At 41.1% G+C, this 19,124-nt stretch carries 13 protein-coding genes; 2 read left to right on the forward strand and 11 right to left on the reverse strand.

The genetic code is table 11. From position 1 onward, the window contains the following. Position 1: 1 nt before the first annotated feature. Positions 2–484, reverse strand: coding sequence for an SMI1/KNR4 family protein (locus CAPGI0001_RS08745; protein WP_002668815.1), 483 nt, complete (start codon positions 482–484; stop codon positions 2–4). Positions 485–491: 7 nt separating this feature from the next. Further along, positions 492–923: a DUF2262 domain-containing protein gene (locus tag CAPGI0001_RS08750; protein ID WP_002668995.1), complete on the reverse strand. Its 432-nt coding sequence runs from the start codon at positions 921–923 to the stop codon at positions 492–494. Between the two features lie 147 nt (positions 924–1,070). Between CAPGI0001_RS08750 and CAPGI0001_RS08755 the strand changes: the two genes are divergently transcribed. Then, positions 1,071–1,487: a hypothetical protein gene (locus CAPGI0001_RS08755; protein WP_002668834.1), complete on the forward strand. Its 417-nt coding sequence runs from the start codon at positions 1,071–1,073 to the stop codon at positions 1,485–1,487. A 250-nt stretch (positions 1,488–1,737) separates the two neighbouring features. Here CAPGI0001_RS08755 and CAPGI0001_RS08760 read toward each other — a convergent pair whose 3' ends face one another. Together CAPGI0001_RS08760 and CAPGI0001_RS08765 are read right to left on the reverse strand one after the other, a co-directional pair. Then, positions 1,738–2,544: a M48 family metallopeptidase gene (locus CAPGI0001_RS08760; RefSeq protein WP_040360094.1), complete on the reverse strand. Its 807-nt coding sequence runs from the start codon at positions 2,542–2,544 to the stop codon at positions 1,738–1,740. 144 nt (positions 2,545–2,688) lie between these two features. Next, positions 2,689–5,865: an efflux RND transporter permease subunit gene (locus CAPGI0001_RS08765; RefSeq protein WP_002669075.1), complete on the reverse strand. Its 3,177-nt coding sequence runs from the start codon at positions 5,863–5,865 to the stop codon at positions 2,689–2,691. 251 nt (positions 5,866–6,116) lie between these two features. Between CAPGI0001_RS08765 and CAPGI0001_RS08770 the strand changes: the two genes are divergently transcribed. Next, entirely contained in the window at positions 6,117–7,565 is a 1,449-nt protein-coding gene (locus CAPGI0001_RS08770) for a C69 family dipeptidase (RefSeq protein ID WP_002668901.1), read from the forward strand. A gap of 58 nt (positions 7,566–7,623) precedes the next feature. Here CAPGI0001_RS08770 and CAPGI0001_RS08775 read toward each other — a convergent pair whose 3' ends face one another. From CAPGI0001_RS08775 to CAPGI0001_RS08805, 7 genes are all read right to left on the reverse strand, one after another. Then, entirely contained in the window at positions 7,624–8,919 is a 1,296-nt protein-coding gene (locus CAPGI0001_RS08775) for a DUF4302 domain-containing protein (RefSeq protein WP_002669080.1), read from the reverse strand. 6 nt (positions 8,920–8,925) lie between these two features. Further along, complete coding sequence (locus CAPGI0001_RS08780; RefSeq protein WP_002669119.1) at positions 8,926–10,023, reverse strand: substrate import-associated zinc metallohydrolase lipoprotein; 1,098 nt, start codon at positions 10,021–10,023, stop codon at positions 8,926–8,928. 14 nt (positions 10,024–10,037) lie between these two features. After that, positions 10,038–11,645 carry a RagB/SusD family nutrient uptake outer membrane protein gene (locus tag CAPGI0001_RS08785; protein WP_002668900.1) on the reverse strand — a complete coding sequence of 536 codons (1,608 nt, stop codon included), beginning with the start codon at positions 11,643–11,645 and terminating at the stop codon, positions 10,038–10,040. Between the two features lie 11 nt (positions 11,646–11,656). Beyond that, positions 11,657–14,785 (reverse strand): SusC/RagA family TonB-linked outer membrane protein, encoded by a 3,129-nt coding sequence (locus tag CAPGI0001_RS08790; protein WP_248601314.1) that lies wholly within the window; start codon positions 14,783–14,785, stop codon positions 11,657–11,659. 270 nt (positions 14,786–15,055) lie between these two features. Continuing rightward, positions 15,056–16,372, reverse strand: coding sequence for a DUF4302 domain-containing protein (locus tag CAPGI0001_RS08795; protein WP_002668914.1), 1,317 nt, complete (start codon positions 16,370–16,372; stop codon positions 15,056–15,058). Between the two features lie 6 nt (positions 16,373–16,378). Further along, positions 16,379–17,473, reverse strand: coding sequence for a substrate import-associated zinc metallohydrolase lipoprotein (locus CAPGI0001_RS08800; protein WP_002668991.1), 1,095 nt, complete (start codon positions 17,471–17,473; stop codon positions 16,379–16,381). Between the two features lie 15 nt (positions 17,474–17,488). Continuing rightward, a complete protein-coding gene (locus CAPGI0001_RS08805) occupies positions 17,489–19,108 on the reverse strand; it encodes a RagB/SusD family nutrient uptake outer membrane protein (protein ID WP_002668804.1) in 1,620 nt (539 codons plus the stop codon). Positions 19,109–19,124: the final 16 nt, after the last annotated feature.

A 19,124-nucleotide genomic window follows, 5' to 3' on the forward strand; every position in this document is an offset into this window, starting at 1 on the left:
ATTAATAAAGTTTCATTAGTAAATTGGCAAAAGAAGTAGCAATAGGGTTTGGTTCTACGTCCTGAATATTGTGATTGAAGAGATAGATTTGCTGGTCTTCTGCTAATAGGAGCGTATCGCCCGCAGGAGTGCGCGCAATCGGTATTCCTTGTTTCTGAAAGTCAGGATACAAGTCTATCAGCGAATGAAACTTATAAGCCGACCTAAAAGCTAAAAAGCGATCTATCACTACCTTACTATCTTTCACCTTGTTTTTAGAGGGGATACCCCCGTTGTGTTCCAACAGAAAATGAGTATATGTCTCATCAAGAGGATAGCTCAATTGTGTTTGCAAGTCAGTGAGTTCAGTTTCGGTTATCTTGTCCGTTTCGTAGGCTTGGGTAAGCGCTTTTAGCGTTTGTTTATCAGGCAAGATTTTATAAGCTCTAAGCTGTTCTACTTTCTCAGGACTCAAGCCATATTTCTCAAAACTAAGTTTTTTCATAGGTTTATTATCCGCTAATCGTTTCTAAATGAAGACGGTAGTTATCATCAAGCCTGATATTCACCAGATGCCCTAAAAAGTAATCAGGGTCGGTATCCACATCAAAAGTGCAGACGAGGTCGTCACCTACTTCACAATACAAATCATAGAAATACACGGCTTCGCAAAATTGCTCTTCAGTAATTTCTTCTTCAAGGTCTTCTTGGGCTACTTCAAAGAGTTCTCTTACCTCTTCATTTTTGAGGAGAAACTGCAGAACAGCTTCCTTGTTGCCCTCCAACCATTGTACTTTGGTTGCTACTTGTCGAAATACTTCTTGCTTTTCTTCTTCTGTAAAGTGGCGTTTGGCATCAAAACAGACCACAACCTCAACCTCTTCGTCACCCCAAAAGGTAAAGAGGGCTTGATACTCGGTTTGGTTTTCGGTAATAAAATTCATATTAGTTTAGTCATTAGTAAGTGACAAAATATAGTGCCTAAGTACAAGCCACACAGACAAATATGTGGTAGCAGGCTAATTTCTATTTCCACTTGGTAAATTCTAAATTGTTTTGTACCTTTGTAGTCTCATTAAATTTATTATTTTATGTTCAAACATCTATTAAACACCCTATTAGTAGCCGTAGGTCTCCTCATAGCCTGCTACACCACTGCTTGTTCTTCTAATTTAGAAAAAAAGGTTGCTCTTACAAACATCAAGAAAGAGGTGGAAACCATCAGTAAAAAATTGCCTACTATGGTTGCCTCAGGAGTACAGATGGACAAAATAGAGATGAAAGGCGAAGAAGCCTTGTCCTACTATTTTACCCTGTTAGACTTCGATAGCGACAATAACTCTTTTGAAACAGAATCTGCCAAAGCCTCTATTATAAAAGAGTTGAAAGCAGATCAAGAAACTGTGAAAGACTTTTTAACAAGCCAGTTACAAATACACTATTACTATTATGACATGAACCACAAGCTCATAAGTGAAATCAAAATAACCCCTAAAGATATTCAATAATGAAAAATTATTATCACTATGGATCCCCTCCTATTCTTCCTTGTGGTAATCATCTTCAGAAAGGGTAATCTTTCCGAAATAAGGTAATTTGTATGTAGCCATAGTGCTTAATTTTAGGCTACAAAAATAACAATTAATCAACAGATATACAAACGTATCAAAAATTTCTTTCTATCATAGATAAAAAAACAAATTCTTTTGGCACAGATAGTTGTACCAAAAGAATTTATAGTTTTTGCTTAAAAGACCGTTATTCAATAGGTGTTGTAGGAAGTTTCACTTCTCCTGGGTCTTTCCAAAGTCCGTCCTTGATAGCGCGTTTCTTAGCAGCTTCTGCACGCTTCTCACTATCAGGATGTGAACTCATCATCTTTTGGAAACGACTTTGAGTCTCCCCGCCTGAGAGTAGGGCTAACTTCTTAAAGGCTGTATATACCCCTACTACATTATAGCCATGTTTCTTCATGAAGTTGTAGGAATATTCATCAGCTTGGGATTCTTGTTTTTTACTGTGCTTGGCATCGAGCATGGCTTCAGCCATTTCACCTATTTGGCTTTCACTCAGGGCCTTTACGGTACTGGAAGCTGCAGATCCTGCTTCCTGCAAGGCGGCTCGGGTGTAAGCTGCTTTGATCGCATCCTTAGTATCCTCATTCTTCACATGGCCTATTTCGTGACCAATAATTGCCAAAAGCTCATCATCAGTCATCAGGTCCATAAGGGAAGAGAATACACGTACACTCCCATCAGCACAGGCAAAAGCATTGATGTCGGTTACCAAATATACCTTGTAGTTAAGGGTCATACCGTCTTCGTTTTTGTGTTTGCCAAAAAGTCGGTTAAGGCGCTTAGTATAGGGACTATTTGCATCTGCCACTTGATTGTGAGTATCCATCCAGTCCACGGATTCTTTAGATAGCTTTTGAGCATCAGCATTGCTAAAAGAAAGGGCTTGTACACCTTTGGAAGCAGCACCTGCCATTTTTCCTAAATTGATCTGTGCTTGTGCTGTAGCCATAGCCACTAAGCTCAAAGCTGTTAACATGATTTTTTTCATAAAAACTCTTTTAGTAATTATCGCGCAAATATAAGGATTTTTATTTAATTATCGTTGGTTAATGGTTAATTATTAATGAAAAATGAACAATGACTCTCCCTTTAGGGCATTAGTCATTGTTCATTATTCATTGATCACTGATCATTATATCTCGTGTTCGCCCTTGATTTCTTTATGTTCGTAGTCTGCAATCATCAGGCGATCATAGTCTACCTTGGTACCCTTGCCAAAACGCTTACCAATATTGTCAAAGATAAGGTATACCAATGGTACCACAATTAGGGTCAAGAACAGTGAGGAGAGCAGCCCCCCGATGATTACAATCGCTAAGGCATTATTGACCTCTGCTCCTGCACCAGAAGCTACTGCCAGTGGCACCATCCCTGCTACCATCGCAATAGTAGTCATCAGGATCGGGCGGAAACGAGCATGGTTGGCTTGTATCAAGGCAGTTACGGTATCTTCTCCTTCTTCTTTTCTATGGTTGGCAAAATCCACAATCATAATCGCATTCTTAGCCACCAACCCGATGAGCATGATGATCCCCAAGAGGGTGAAGATATTGAGCGACATATTGGCCAATGCCAAAGCCACCAAAGCCCCAATGAAGGAAAGTGGAATAGAGAACAAAACCACAAACGGACGAGAAAAACTGTTATAGAGCACTACCATTACCATGTACACCAATAAGATTGCGGCAAAAAGGGATACAAATATTGTTCCGAACCCTTCGTCCTGCATCTCTTGATCTCCAGAGAAGACGAACTGTACATTGGCGGGTTTCTGCAAGGTTTCTAACTTGGTTTTCCACTCAGAAACAATAGTACCTGTAGGACGTCCTACGGATTGGGCTTGTACGGTTACTGAAGGCGACTTGTCATAACGCTCTAACTGGGTAGGCCCTGAGGCATAGAATACATCGGCAAATTGGGAGAGCTTGACTTGTTGTCCTGCATTGTTGATAAAAATCATATTCTCTATATTTTCTATAGACTGGCGGTTGCCTTCCTCAAATAGGATATTGATATCATATTCGGAGTCTCCTGTGCGGAACTTATTATCATCATTTCCGTTGAAGGCTACACGCATAGTCGTTCCTACCGTAGCAATATTAAGCCCCAGCATGGCCATCTTATCACGATCTAACTGTACATTGATCTCAGGATTCCCTGCCTCTGAAGAAAGCTTTATTTCAGTAGCTCCTGGTATCGTCTTGAGTAGTTCAGCGGTTTTCACGGCATATTCTTGAGCCACCTTAACATCGTCGGAGGTAACTACTAAGGCAATTGGTGCCTGCTTTGCCCCCATCATGCCAACAGGTACAGTCTTTACTTTGGCATCAACCAAGTATTGACTCAATTCTCGCTTGAGCTTAGCGGCAATTACCGTAGTGGATTCGCTACGTTCTTTCTTATCCACAAGAGTAATCTGTATTTCAGACTTATACGCAGTAGCCTGAGAGGAACCCATACCACTGGTGGACTGTCCTACTGTGGTAATCATACGCTCTACCAAAGGCTTATTGGTGCCTGATACCTTGAGGTTACGCAGATAATTCTCTGCCTTTTGGGTAATAAAGTTGGTCTGCTCCAAAGAAGCATCTTTGTTAAGCTCAAACTGTATTAGGAACTTACCCCTATCCATATTAGGCATAAAGTCTTTTCCTATATAGCCTGTAGGAATGAGCGAACAAGAACCTGCAAAGAGGAAGAATACCAAAATGAAAGTTTTCCATTTGTGCTTGAACGACCATACCAATAGGTCAGAGAAAAGGTGGGTCATACGCTTGATAAAGCCTTCAAAACCAATAGAGATCTTGCCCATAAGTGATTTAGGATCTGGGTGCTCCAACTTTCCAAAACGAGAGTAAAGCCAAGGTACTACTGTAAAGGACATTAGTAAGGAGAGCGCTGTGGCAATCGCTACAGTCATACAGAACTCTTTTACGATATTGACCACTATACTATTTCCTATAGAAATCGGTACGAATACCACCACAATCACCATGGTAATAGCCATAACGGTAAGGACAATCTCCTTAGACCCATCATAGGCAGCACGTACCTTGTTTTTCCCCATTTCCATATGGCGGTGTATGTTCTCTAAGACCACAATGGCGTCATCCACCAAGATACCAACCACCAGAGAGAGTGCCACCAAGCTCATCAGGTTCAGTGTAAAGCCAAAGAAATACATACCGATAAAGGCCGCAATAAGAGAGGTCGGGATAGAGACCATGACAATGAGTGCGTTGCGCAAGCTGTGGAGGAAGAAGAACATCACCACGGCTACCAATACAATCGCCAATACAAGGTCAAACATCACCGAATTAGCCGCATGTAGGGTAAATTCACTGGTATCCTCTGCCAACTGTAGTTTTACATTTTCATTCTTATATGTTTTTTCTATCTGTGCCATCTTCTTACGTACCTGCTCACTTACCGATACGGCATTAGCATCAGTTTGTTTAAGCACTTGCAACAAGAGTGTGTTTTCTTGGTTGATACGTGCGATTTTCTCAGCATCCTCTTCGGTATCTTGTACATCAGCCACATCGGAAAGGCGAATTTCTATACCATTTTGGGAAACTAATGGAAGGTTACGCAACTGTTCTACATCCTGAATCTTACCCAAGACACGGATGGAGGTACTATTCTCACGCGTTTTGAGCTTACCGGCAGGGATTTCTATATTGGAAGCTGCAATAAGTTGTTGTACCTGAGCGATCGTAAGGCCATAGCCTTCGAGCTTTTGAGCATCCACATTCACACGAATTTCCCTCTTACGTCCGCCAATGATATTGATCTGTGCCACCCCTGGTACACGAGAGAGTTCAGGCTGTATTTTTTTATCCACTAGGTCGTAAAGCTCCTGTGAGGAAAGATTGGAGGTAACCCCAAGGGAGATGATCGGCAAGTCCGAAAGGGAAAACTTGGAAAGAGAAGGTTCTTTAACATCAGTTGGGAGTTTAGAACGAACGGCATTGATCTTACGCTGGGCCTCATTAAGAGTATTATCTACATTGGCATCATTGGTTAGCTGCACCACTACCACAGAAAGACTCTCATAAGAATAGGACTGTATCTTCTTGATATTCTCCAAAGAAGAAACCGCATCCTCTATCTTTTTGGTCACGGTGCTCTCTATCTCAGAAGGAGAAGCTCCTGCATATATAGTGGAGATAGTTACCACATTGACCTCGAACTTAGGAATAAGCTCATAGTTGAGAAGCTTATAGGAATAAAAGCCCCCTAATAATAATATGGAAAGCATCACTATAAGGATGCTAGGGCGCTTGATCGAAAGTTTGATAATATCCATTGTTATATTTTCTAAAACGGGGCAAAGGTAAGGTAAAAAAACTAAATAAACAAAAAAAGTTTCCAACTTTTTCGATATTCTTATTCCATCCTTTACTTAGTATATTATACATTGTTTATCAGTATCTTAAGCATTACAAAGACGCGCTGTCATCTATTAAAAATGCTAAAATATTTTGTCTTTCAAAAGAAAAAACCTAATTTTACCATGCTAAAACAAAGATATTTTTTATCTTACCAAAAACTAATGACATGAAAAAAGTAACAATGTCTCCTCAAGAGCAAGCGCTCTATCCTTCTGAATGTACTACTATCATTGTAGGAAAGAAAATGACTCAGGATGGATCCATGATCGTAGCCCGTTCTGATGACTGGAATGCGGTCAATGCCAAAAAATTCAAAGTGCACCCTCCTCAAAAACAAGGCCCAGAAGAATTCGTCTCCTTCAACAACGGATTCCGCTGTAAGCTCCCCAAAGAGGCTTTAGGCTATATGGGCATGCCTCCCTACCAATATCCTGACCAGTGGGAGAGTGCTGGCTTCAATACTGCTGGGGTAGGCCTAAGTGCTACTGAGAGTATTTTCAGTAGCAAAAAAGCGCTGGAGGCTGACCCTTTAGTCCCCTCTGGATTGGGAGAAATCTCCATTACCAGTATTGTACTCCCTTATATCCATACGGCAAGGGAAGGGGTAATACGCTTGGGAAAACTCATTGAAGAACACGGAGTCATGGAAGGATTCGGTGTAGGATTTGTAGATCAAAATGAGATATGGTACCTCGAGACTGCCTGTGGTCACCGATGGATGGCCGCACGTATTCCGAGCCATACCTATTTTGTTACTGCCAACCAAAGTCGCCTTCGCGAATATGACCCCAAGGACGATCATCACTTCCTCGGTAGTGAAGACTTGATAGAATTTGCCATCGCCCATCAGCTATATGATCCTACACAAGGCCCCTTTGACTTCCATAAGGCTTATATCCGTGATGAAAAGTTGGATACTACTTATAATTATCCTCGTGTGTGGGCGCTACAAGCTTTTTTCAGCCCTGAAATACAAAACGATGTAACCAAAAATGACTTCCCTGTATTCGTAAAAGGAGAAAAACTCATCTCCTTAGCCGATGTACGCCGTGCTTACTATCACCACTATCAAGGCACCGAACATGATCCTTACTTCCACAAAAACCCCAAAGAAGTATACCGCCCTGTAGCTATTTTTCGTGCTACCAACACCCACATCCTACAGGTAAGACCAGAGCTACCAAAGGCTATAGGTGAAATCAACTATGTGGCTTTGGGTATGGCTGCCTTGGGTATCTTTATCCCTCTCTACCAAGGGGTTACCTCTTATCCTGAAGCGTATAGCAAGGGCGACCATCATTGTAGTGAGGATTCCGCTTACTGGATCCTAAGAAAGGTACAATCCTTGGGAATGGTCAATTATAACAAATATGCTCCTGTAATCCGCGATGTATATGACCGTTTCGAAGAAGAGATGCACCAGCGACAAGAAGAAATGGAAAAGGACTACTTAGCCCTCTACCCTACACACCCTATAGCGGCTCAAGAACTCTTACAGAACTTCTCCGATAAGCTCTTGGAGGATGTCCTACAAGTGAGTCGAGACCTGCTCAATGACCTATTCACCCGCCTTACCATCGATGTACAAGCAGAATACCGCTTCGCAGGTGCATAATAAGTTAAGAATACTAAAAAAGCTGTCCTTTCGGACAGCTTTTTATTATGCAATGCTTTTATTTACTTAGACTTATGAAGAAATTTCTATCCTTAACACTCGTCAGTTGATAATAATAACTATCAAAAGAGTCTGAAATTTCATAAGGAGCATTATTAACAACTTCTTCCAAAATAGGCGATAGATATGGGAAATATTGCCACCATCCATTTGCAAAATTAGGATCTTTTAGAAAGATCTGTAATTGGTTGGGATGCCCTGGTACAGGTACAAAATCTGCCTCATAGTCTACTACATAATTAATCCTATTTCCTGTTCGAGGGTTTATATTGGCCACTGACAGCGTAATAGCGGTAGCGGTAGGCTGATCGTTTCCTTTTTGTATTACCCTAAATTGCAAATAATTATTAAGAGAATAATTTCTCCACTTCCCATTTTCTATTTGGTGCTTAAGCTGATTATAGATATCTATATATGTCTGTGAAGCATAATAGTCTTGAAGCATTACCCAGCGAGAATTTGTTGTAATCTTAATAGGAGAAGACACCAAAGTGGTAGAAATCGCTCCATCAGGAGTTGCTAAAGCAGACTTATCTTCATTGAAATAGAGTTCCTCTATTTTTACCCCATTAATCTCAGCAGGCTCATAGAACTTAATTCCTTTTTCTGTAATAGTGAAGGGACGTTGTACTATATTCCCTCCATAGCTGAAGACCAATTGGCGATAGCTTGGGAATAAAGTAAGATCCACTTGAGTACCTTGTACAGTAATAGGATTAAGTCCCTTACTATTAAGCGCTTGAGTATTCTCACGGAGCTTATTCAGAAGTGCTTCTCTGTCTCCTGTGAGCTTAGTAAGGGTCATCAGGTTATTGGAAGTACGTCCCCTAAGGGTAACAACCCCATTCTCTTCCTTAAGGAAGATAAACTCAATATCCCCGCCACGAGCATTGGTGAAGACTGCCGAAACAAAACGGAAGTGATCCAATATGCTATTATAGGTATCAAAGCTAATAGTAGGCCCCTCAGTGATAGAGTAGGTGTAGTAGGACTCCTCTTCTGCATTGGTATTGCTTATCTCCGAAGAGGCCGTAACCTTTCCATCCTTGAACTTCACCACAAAGGTATACCCTCCTAGGCTACGAGGTGCCGCAGGGAATCCTCCGAAACTGCGGGTTACCCCTGGATAATACGAAAGTACCCAATACCCATCGTGCCCCTCTAAGATATTCTTATAGGATTCTATCACGGAGGTGGTACGGTTACTGGCTTTCTGCTCAAAGGTGTTGTCTTCCTTATAGCTACAGGAGGTAAGGAAGGAGAAAGCGATCAATAAAGTAATATATTTTTTCATCTCTTTTTAGTTATTAGTTAAGTCAGAAAAATCTTTCTGTGGCACGGCCTGCCCACTGAGGGTACGGCCTGCTACATAAGGGTAGCGCACACGGATCTTTTTGCGTAGGGCATCCAAGTCTATATTCCAATTCTCTGTAAGGTACTTGCGGATAACAGCCATTTTCTGTTGTAGTTTTTCCTTACCTGTATACTGTTCTGTAGGACGAATTTTGTCATCTGCCAAGGCCAACTGTTCTTCCCATACACGAGCCGATTCATAAGACGTTACTGAGGCTCCGTTATTGTAATTGCTAAAGCTACGCTTCCAAGCGGTATAGAGAGCATCATCAAACCCATCTCCATCAGTATCCAAAGTAGTATCTGTTGTAGCACAATCACAATCCTCTTTCGCATTGAAATAAACGATATAGCGAGAGATCATCTCTACAAAATCCTCATCGGAGTTGCTACTTCCATAGGCACTGATAAAGCCTGCTTTGAGATAGTCCGTACCTGACCAAGCCGCTGACCAGCTATTACTCTTATAGTCGGTTCCTGAGATTCGCTTGTAATCGGTAGGATAGTCGATAGACTGATGCCAAGTATGTGCTGTCTCATGGTAGAGCGTATGCAAGGCATTGTCATTGAGGTAATAGATGTTGTTAGGTCTTATATTATTGATATTCATCATGTGAATCTTTACCCCATTGGTAGCCAACCCTCTCATCGGGATACGAGTGGCATGGTAAGCATTTTCCCCTATGAGAATCAGTGTATTGAAGGAATGTTCCTTCATAAATTGCTTAGAGGTTGCCTCCACATAAGGCTCCATAAAGAGGTAGTTGAACATGGTGGCAAACTGTACCGCTTTTTCATACTTAGTAGGGGTAAGCACCCAGCTACGAGTAGTCTCACGCTCCAAGAAGCGATAGAGCATTCGGATATTATAGGGATTGGTAAAATGATTCTCTATATAAGTATCCAAGGCATTGGGCGGATTAAGGGTTTTTTCTTCCTGTGAAGGGGTGTTACCTCCTAAGATTACACTATCCGAGGAGAGATCATTATCGGCAGAACAGCTACCAAAAGCGGCTGCCAAGCATATGTATATGAGCTTTTTCATAGGTCTAAGTGTTTTTATCGTGGATTAGGTTGCATTCCCGCGCCTATAGCAGTTCCGGGAAGCTGTATGGCACGTCTTACATCGGTAGGAGCTAATACCCCCTGTATGGTGGAGATATTTCTCTCTTCTTTAGTATGCTGATAGCGGGCTACTTCTATACCATAGCGCTTAATATCCTGCCAGCGAAGTCCCTCATGTAGGGTAAGGATACGGCGACACTGGAGTACATAGTGGATCAGAGGTTCCTGCTCAGCTGAGAGCGTGAATGACGGATTCAGTCTTTTCTTCTGAGTGGCACCACTGGGGGTGCTTTGGCTATAAGCAAGATTGTTATAGAAAGCAATAATCTGTGCTTTAGTAAAGGTATTTCCATTAGGATTGCTATTGACTGTCCCTCGTACATACTTTGAGGTCCATATATTAAGGTCAGTCACCGCGCTATCCAACTGATTGAGCATGATTTTAGCTTCGGCTCGTACCAAAAGAGTTTCATCGGTAGTGAAAGGCACCAAGATAGTACGAGTATAGGAACCATCCTTGAAGGTAGGGAACTTAGATTGCAATACTATATCTCTAAGGTCAGCACGCGAGGTAAAGGGCATAAACCAGTAGAACTCATAGCCATTATTCTTTGATGCTGCGTTGGCATCCCAAAGATTGGTTGTCGAGAGTGTTTCCTGTTCGGATACCCTATAGGCATGCGAAAAGCGCTGGTTGGTCTCTATAAAATAATTGGTAGAGAGTTGCGAATACACGGGCTGTAGCATGAGGTTTGCCACTTCACTTTCTCGAGCATAGGCCTGTGCATAGGCGGTTATAGAGCGGGTTCCTGTCTTCTGGGCATCCCTGAAGTCCAACCATTCACGGACAAGGTTCTTAGTGGTAGCATCATTGGTAGTAAGCACTACATTGGCTGCATCCAAGGCCTTCTGCCACTGTTGATAATAGAGATAAAAACGAGCTGCAAAAGCATAAGCTGCTTTCTTATTGAAGTGGTACTTAGGCATCTGGTAGTAGCTATCATCTATCAGTGGGAGCCCTTTTTCCAAATCGGCTGCAATTTGTTGGTATACTTGTGCCACAGTCCCTCTTTGGCGCTGTGGATTCATTTCCTCTTCAGGGCGTGTGATATAAGGAATTCCTAAGTCCGAACTACTCGTATTAGGATTGTAGGCCTGAGAGAAAAGATTGACCAAACAGAAGTGAGCATAAGCACGAGCTACCAAAGCCTCGCCCTTGGCGGGATTCAGAGAAGCATCATTGTGTAGGGTCGTTTCGATGGCGTCCAAGGCGGCATTGGCCTGACCTATGGCCTTGTAGTGATAGTCCCAGATATTCTGAAGACCATCTACATTGTTATACTCCAAGATAGGTTGCCAATAAGCCGTTTCCCTTGTCAGAAAGTTGGAGTAGATATTATCCGCCCCTATATCATCTATGTTGTCTGAAGAGAACTCATTGATAAGGGTGGTAGCTATCTGAGGATAGGCATTGGTTAAGGCCTGTTGCACCTTCTCTGGAGAATCGATAACCAATCGGTTATCAGGCATCCTATCCAGAAGGTCGTTACATGAGGTAAGCGACAAGGTCAAAGCGGTTAGGGTATAATATATTTTTCTCATTGTTTTCTTTGTTAAAGTCCGACACGTAAAGTAAATATCAATCGCTTGGGAGAGATAGGGGTGTATCCATTGGCCAAGTAATCAGGATCATCGCCATTGAGCCTTTTATCAGCATAGAGTAGAGCTACATTCGTTGCTTGTAACTTCAGACTAAGCTGGCGGATACGAGTCTCACGCAAGAAATCTTTGTCAAAAGTATAACCTAAAGAAATTTCTTTTAGGCGGATATTGTCTCCCTTAGCGATACGAATATCGGAATAATCATAGGTGTTGTAGGCCTGAGTGATTTCAGAATAGCCGTAGCTGTTCTGCATATAGGTAGTATATACCACAGGGATATTGGTCTTGTTCTCATCGCCTATATACTGCCAACGGTTGTTAAGCTCACGAGGGATATTACCATAATCGGTATAGATATTGCTAAGCTTTCTTAGGCGCACCACATTTCCATAAGAATAGGTAAAGACCACTCCAAAAGAAAGCCCTTTGTAATTAATCGTATTACTAAGACTTCCTCTATCGGTAGGAATGAGGGTACCAGAGTACTTAAGGAAGTCTACATTGCGACTATCAAAACGGATTCCACTGATGGTAGAGGCGTTGTTTTCATCCAAAAAAGTAGGAAGTCCTCGGTCATTAAGCCCATCGAATGGCACCGAAAAGAGTGATTTTAGAGGATAGCCTGCACGGGAGAAGCCCCCTTGGGAAGTGGCACTGGTAGAGTAACCTATCATATCACGAATGGTAGGAGTGGTAAGGAGCTTAGTAATCTCATTCTTTGCTCTTGAATAGATGAAAGAAGTCTTCCAAGAGAAATCAGGAGTTTTGATATTGGTTGTTTCCAGACCTACTTCTATCCCGCGAATGCGCATCTCGGCCATATTCCCTTTTTTAGTGGTGAAACCTCCTGTCCCTTGGGTTACGATATCCCCAATAAGGTCATAGCTTCTACGGTTGAACCATTCTACAGAGAGGTTGATCTTATCCTTAAGAAGTCCCAATTCTGTACCGAGGTTCAGCTCCTGATTCTTTTCATAAGTAAGATCATGGTTGGCTATATTCTGAATCTCAAGCCCTAATTCACGCTGAGAAGAGTTGCGCCAAGGATTATTAATGTATAGCTGAGCTAAAGAGTTGCTCACCGAAGGAGCCACTGCGGTCACCCCAAAAGAAGCCTTGAAGCTCAAGTGAGAAAGAGGCTTGAGGTGGTTAAAGAACGCTTCCTGAGTAACATCCCACTTCACCCCGGCATTCCAAGTAGGCATCCAGCGAATATAGCGAGAAGGCCCAAAAGCATTGGAAGCATCATAGCGCAAAGTACCATTGGCAGTATAGCGCCCTTTGTAGGTATAGGAGGCATTCCCGAAGAAAGCTTGGTTATTGTTCTCGGTATCGGCAATAGTATAGTAGTTTCTGAACTCTTCCTGCAATTTTTTGAACATCAGGTGAGAAAAAGAAGCATAATTCCCTGAGTTATAGAGCACCCCATAGTTTCTATTCAAGTCATTGGTATTCTTAGCGTTGTCCATCTCGAATCCTCCGAACAAGGATATAGCATGTAAGCCATTATCGAAAGAATCATTATAGCGGAGTGTCGCTCTAAAGTTGTTCGCACTGGAGGTTCTATCCCTCTTCTCGCGAATCCCTCCCTTAGGAAGCACCACCACTGGTAGGGCAAAGGGGTCATTAGGATCCTTGTAGAGGTTGGTATTGTTGTCTCTTACGGTAGAATTGGGCATCGCACGGTAGGAAAGTACCCAGTTGGCATTCTCCTTATACTCTGTCTTCTGAGTATTATTTTGGTAGCGAATAGCACCCATTACTGCGGCTTCCACCTTAGGGGTAATCTTCCAAGAGAGCTGTGCTTGTAGGCGGAGCGTTGCTATATCTGTATCTATATAAGCATTGTCCTTCTCATTGAAAATATTATAAGGCGCATAGTTCATTGTATAATACTGCTTAGCATCTAGGACACGAGAGCGAGTAAGAGCATAATTATACATATCCTGAATAGGAGTAGTCTGGTCTCGGTAGGAAAGGTCTGTGATGACATTCAGGCGCACCTTGGACGAAAGGTTATAGTTGGCATTGAGGTTTCCTGAATACTGATTAAGAGAGTTTCCCTTCTGCCAACCTGGGTCAGTGAGTACACTTAGGGAAGCATAGTAGGTAGACTTTTGGCTTCCTGAAGAGAAAGAAAGTGTATGATTCTGCATGACACTGGTTTGGAAAAGCTCCTTAAACCAATTGGTATTTCTTCTCTCAGCGGCCTGTAGGTAAGCACGACGACCTGCCTCGGTATTGAGTACCTGAGAGTTACCATTTTGATCAAGCTCATAGAAGAGTTCGTACATCTTCCCTACCACTCCTTTGTTCTTCTGAGTAACTACTGTCTGAAATTCATAGTGACCGCCCTGCATAAGCTCTTGTATGACGGACATTTGGTCTTGAGAGTTCATGATGTTGTACTGTCCGTAGGTAGGAATAAAGCGGAAAGTGGACTCATTGGTATAAGTAATAGAGCTGCTTCCTGCAGTACCTTTTTTGGTAGTTACCACCACGACCCCCGCGATGGCACGAGGTCCATAGAGCGCTGTTGCAGAAGCATCCTTCAGTACCCTAAAGCTATCAATACTTTCGGCAGTAAGCCCTGGTATGGCAGCCGCAATAAGCATTTTAGCATCGTCAGAGACGAGATCTTCTGGCTTGAGATCTATCTCATCCTGAAGGATCACTCCATTGAGTACCCAGAGCGGCTTGGTCTCTCCAGAGATAGAGGTCTGCCCACGGGTATTGGTGTTCATGGGAGTAGCCGCCTCTTTCTTAGCATTTTTGTCTTCCTGAGGAAGGAGTACCACATCCACCGTAGCGGAAGTAGGCATAAGCTCTTGTGTCTGTAATCCCTGTAGGGAGAAGACCAAGGTCTGTCCTTTGGTAAGAGTGAGGGTATACATTCCCTCAAAATCAGTGTGTGTACTAGAGGAAGTGCCCTTGACACTTACCAGTACCCCTGCCAGTGGCTTTGACTTTGCGTCCTTGACCACCCCAGAGACTTTCAGCTCCTCTTGAGCGAAGGAGGTGTAACACACCCCTAAGAAGAGCAGTAGCATGCATAGCGTTTTCAATCTCAGTGTATTCATGTTCTTATTATATTTCTGTACTTTTTATAGAAAAACCCACTCTTTCTCAATGATAGTAAGTTTTCCCAAAAACGGACACAAAAATACAAAAAAAATCGGAATTATAATACATTTTAACACTCACAAATCTTTGAAATAAAAAAATACAGATGTTCCCACAACCAACTGATTACAAAGGTTTTAAAAGAAAAATTTCTATAAAAAGAAAATAACAAAAAGAGAGACCGCTTTTAAGCGACCTCTCTTTGTTTTTAATTAAGGAAACTTTGATTATTTACTAAGGAGAAACCACAAATTAGGATCCTTGGTACTAGTAAGTAAATAATAAGAATTGTACTGAGTAGCATCCACTGCATAAGGACCTTTTTCAGCTATTCTTCTATAAAGTCTCACTAATGGAGAGAAATATTGTATATTGTTTTGGTAATCTCCTTGACTATAAGCGACATTATTAGAAGGACCTTTTAGAACCATTTGCACTTGGTCTGAATGCTGAGGAACTCCCTGAAAATCCACTTCATAGAATGTCCATACCCCTCCATCATAAGGTGATACATAGGAGATATATTTAGCGAATCCTGCAGTTGATTCACTATCACTTCCTTTTATATTCTTCACATAGAGATATGAATCCCTTAGCAAGTCATACCAAGTCTGTTGGCGGGCAATTTCCGCTTTTGCTTCCTCATACATAGCAAAGATACCATCAGAGACATAACCATATTCTTTATTAAAATATATTTCCTTCGTATTATCATTAATCTCTATAGGAGAAGATACAAAGTTTGCCGCAATAGCTCCATCAGGAGTGGTAAGAGCTGTCTTAGTATCATTGATATAGAATTCATCTATAGAAACCCCTCCTATAACCACAGGTTCATAGAGCTTAATCCCTTTTTCTGTATAGATATAGGCTCGCTGTACTTTCTGATCATCATATGAAAAAAGCAATTGTCGATAGCCTGGAGAAAGATTTAGATTCACCGTTTTCCCTCCTATTGTGATAGGATTAAGTGCCTTTCCTACAAATAGCTGTATATGCTCACGTATCTTGTTCAGATAAGCTTCTCGGTTACCTGAGAATCGGCTCAGAGTCATAAGGTTTCTCGAAGTTCTTCCCTGTAGAGTATAGGTATCCCCTTCCTTTTTTATGATATCATAGAAAATATCTCCTCCACGTGCATTGGGATGTTGTGCTGAAGTTGTCCTAAAATGATGAAGTACCTCATTGTATGTATCAAAACTGATAGAAAGATTTTCAGCTAACTGATAAGAATAAAAAGACTGCTGTTCTTCATTGGTTGTCATAAATTCAGAGGAAGCAACGACCTTTCCATCATTGAGTTTTAGTAGAATATTATATCCACCTATCCCTCTGTGTACATAATCAGTTGTTTCCAAACCTTGTCTATACACCTCTGGATAACAAGACAACAACCAATATCCATCATATTCTAATACTTTTTTATTCTCATTAAGCTTGTCGGCAGTACGTTCTGCTGGAGTCTTATCGAATACATCTTCTTGTCTATACTCACAAGAAGACAATAAGAAAGCTCCCAAAAGAAATGTAATATATTTTTTCATATCTTATTAATTATTAGGTAAAACAGAGAAATCTTTTCTTAGCACTTGATCACCATCGAAATTTTTTCCTACTACAGAAGGATAACGACTACGTATTTCTGCTCTCAATTCATCCAAATTAATATTCCATTCATTGGTGAGGTAGCTTTTGATAATAGCTATTTTTTGTTCTATCTTCTGCTTTCCTGTATAAGCCTCTGTAGAACGGATCTTAGCATCAGCCGCTTTAAGCTCTTCTTCCCATACTTTGGTAGAGAAATAGTTTCGATAGTTATTGGGATTTTGTAGTGCCCCATAATTGACAAATTTGGCTTTCCAAGCCTGATACAATGTATCATTAAAGCCATCAGAATCACTATCTGTTCCGGGATGAGAGGCTATATCGCAACCACAATCCAAAGAAGCATTGTAATACACTATATAGCGTGCAATCATTTCTACAAAATCTTCATCCTTGTCAAAGGAAGAATAAGCTGTGATAAATCCTGCCTTAAGGTAATCATCTCCTGCCCATACAGACCAGTTATCCCTCTTGTAATCTGAAGCTGAAACTCGCTCATAGTCCGATGTAAAGAGCTTAGACTGATGCCATGTATGTGCATTCTCGTGATAGAGTGTTGCCAGTACATTCTCATTAAGATAATAGATATTATCTGTCTTGATATGATTCATTTCCAGAAGATGAATCTTAACTCCTGCTACAGCAAATCCAACATATTTATTCCCATTAGGAGCAAAAGCAGGTTCTCCTATAAGAATTACTGTATTGAAAGAATGCTCCTTCATAAATTGTTTAGAGGTAATCTTAACATAGGGCTCTATAAAAAGATAATTGAAGACATTGGAGAATACAATGGCTTTTTCATACTTAGTAGGGGTAAAAGTATACCCTCTATTAATTTCACGCTCTAAGAAACGATAGATAATACGAATCCCATAAGGTTTTGCAAAATCTTTTTCTAAACGATCATCCAAGGGAGTATGTGTATCCATCACTTCTGTTCCTTCTTCTCCTCCAAGCTTGCTGTCAGAAGAGACTTTATCATTACTACAACCAAAAGTAAAAGGGAGTAAGAAAAGTATATATAATATTTTTTTCATAAGTACAAGGTATTATTATCTAGGATTGGGTTGCATTCCAGCTTTGATAGAAGAAGCTGGTAATTGAATAGCTCTGCGCTGGTCTGTTGCAGGAAGAGTTGCCTTGAGTTCATTCAAGTGTCGATCCACATTATCTGTCTGAAAACGAGGCACTTCTATATTGTATCGCTTAACATCTTGCCAGCGCAATCCTTCTCCAAGAGTTAGGATACGACGGCACTGTAGAAGGTAGTGTAAAAGAGGTTCCTGTACACCATCATTAACGATAGTAAAGGAAGGATTCAGATGTTTCTTTTGAGTAAGACCATCCTGCGTGTTTTGTGAGTAAGCCATGGCATTATAGAATTCTTTCACTTGATCCAAAGTTACTTCATTGCGAGAAGAATATCCTAAAATGGTCTTCTGCTGAATAAACTTAGAGGTCCAAAGATTCAAATCCTTTAAGGCGGCTTGGTAATCCCCTAAATGTATTTCAGCCTCTGCACGTACCAGAAGAGTCTCATCGGTAGTGAATGGAACAATCACTGTTCGAGAGCTACTTCCTGTAGAAAAGATAGGGAATTTATCAAAAAAGACAGTACTATTACGACCATTATCCACTTTGATTGGAGTAAACCAATAAAATTCATAACCATAATTATTCTTTCCAGACAATCCATTAGGATCCCATACATTCTTTGCCTCAATTGTTTGCGTCTCAGCGATAAATACATTATGAGTATAACGCCTTTCTGACCCTTGTGTATAATAGGCTGTAGGTAGTTGTGACTGAATAGAAAGGAGCAATAGATTAGCCACTATATCCTCACGCGTATAGTACAAGGCTCTACTTCCTTGATTGGTACTTCCTGCCTTATTGACATCACGGAAATCCTCCCAATTCCTGAGCAAAGATTTAGTAGTAACATCATTGGTAGTTAGCACTACATTGGCAGCATCCAAAGCCTTTTGCCATTGTTGGTAATATAGGTAGAAACGAGCCGCAAAAGCATAAGCAGCCTTTTTGTTGAAGTGGTACTTAGGCATTTGATAGTAACTATCATCTATCAAGGGAAGACCTGCTTCTATATCCGCAGCTATATTCTGATATACTTGAGCTACAGTACTTCTACCATATTGGGGATTAAGTTTTGTCTCTGAAGTGAGGGCATAGGGAATCCCTAAATCTGTACTACTTGTAGTAGGATTATATGCCTTACAGAAAGTATTTACTAATTCAAAATGACCATAAGCTCTGGCCAATAACGCTTCTCCCTTAGCAGGGTTCAGACTACTCCCATTCCCCAATTTAGCGATGGCTTCTAAGGCTTCATTTGCATGACTGATGGCACTATAATTATATGCCCATACGTATTCTAACCCTTCGTAGTTACCATATTCATTGATAGTCTTCCAATAAGCTACCTCATCGGTAAGATAGTTGAAATTGGTTACAATAGTTCCATTATCAGCTATATTGTCACTGGAATACTCATCGAGCATCATAGCACTTGCTCCAGGATATGCATTGACCAATACGCGTTTTATTCGTTCAGGAGAATTAACAGGAACTTGGCTATCAGGAAGTTCATCTAACAAATCATTACAAGAAGTCAGTAAGGAAACTCCTATTATAAAGTATATTATTTTTTTCATTATTGTCTAATTTTGA

Source organism: Capnocytophaga gingivalis ATCC 33624 (assembly GCF_000174755.1).
Lineage (GTDB): Bacteria > Bacteroidota > Bacteroidia > Flavobacteriales > Flavobacteriaceae > Capnocytophaga > Capnocytophaga gingivalis.